The following is a 528-nucleotide window of genomic DNA, read 5'->3' as shown; positions in this document are numbered from 1 at the left end:
GCATTCATCGTCCTACTCTCCTGCCCCTGTCCGGTAACATAGGTCGCCCATGCGGCAACAAAAGGGCAGCAGGATCACTCTTCTTCGAAGAGCTCGGTCTGATCCTCGTCTGCGTCCTCGTCCTGCCCCTCGCCCAATGGGACGGTTCCCGGCGGTGGCCGATTTTCCAGCAAGCCAGCAGCCCGCAATTCTTTCAGACCCGGCAGATCGCGTGCGTTGTCCAGCCCGAAATGGTCCAGAAACTGCGGCGTCACAACAAACGTCACCGGACGCCCCGGCGTCATCCGCCGGCGACCCAGACGGATCCACTCCATTTCCAGCAACTGGTCGATGGTCCCGCGTGAGACCGAAACACCCCGGATTTCCTCGATCTCGGCGCGGGTGCAGGGCTGGTGATAGGCAACAATGGCCAGCGTTTCGATCGCGGCCCGGCTGAGCTTGCGGGTCTCAACCGTTTCCTTTTGCATCAAGAATCCAAGGTCGGGCGCCGTGCGGATCGCCCATGCGTCGCCCACTTTGACCACGCGC

1 protein-coding gene is annotated in these 528 nt (G+C 62.1%); it reads right to left on the bottom strand.

Annotated features, from left to right (window positions below; all coding sequences use genetic code 11):
• Window positions 1-74: 74 nt before the first annotated feature.
• Window positions 75-528: SMC-Scp complex subunit ScpB (gene scpB, locus ACR0L4_RS23755; RefSeq protein WP_480515686.1), on the bottom strand; the 454-nt coding region annotated here is incomplete at its 5' end.

The sequence above is a fragment of the Ruegeria sp. AB5 genome, assembly GCF_056542645.1.
Note: the sequence above shows the minus strand (reverse complement) of the source record. Positions and strands in the feature narration are given on the sequence as shown.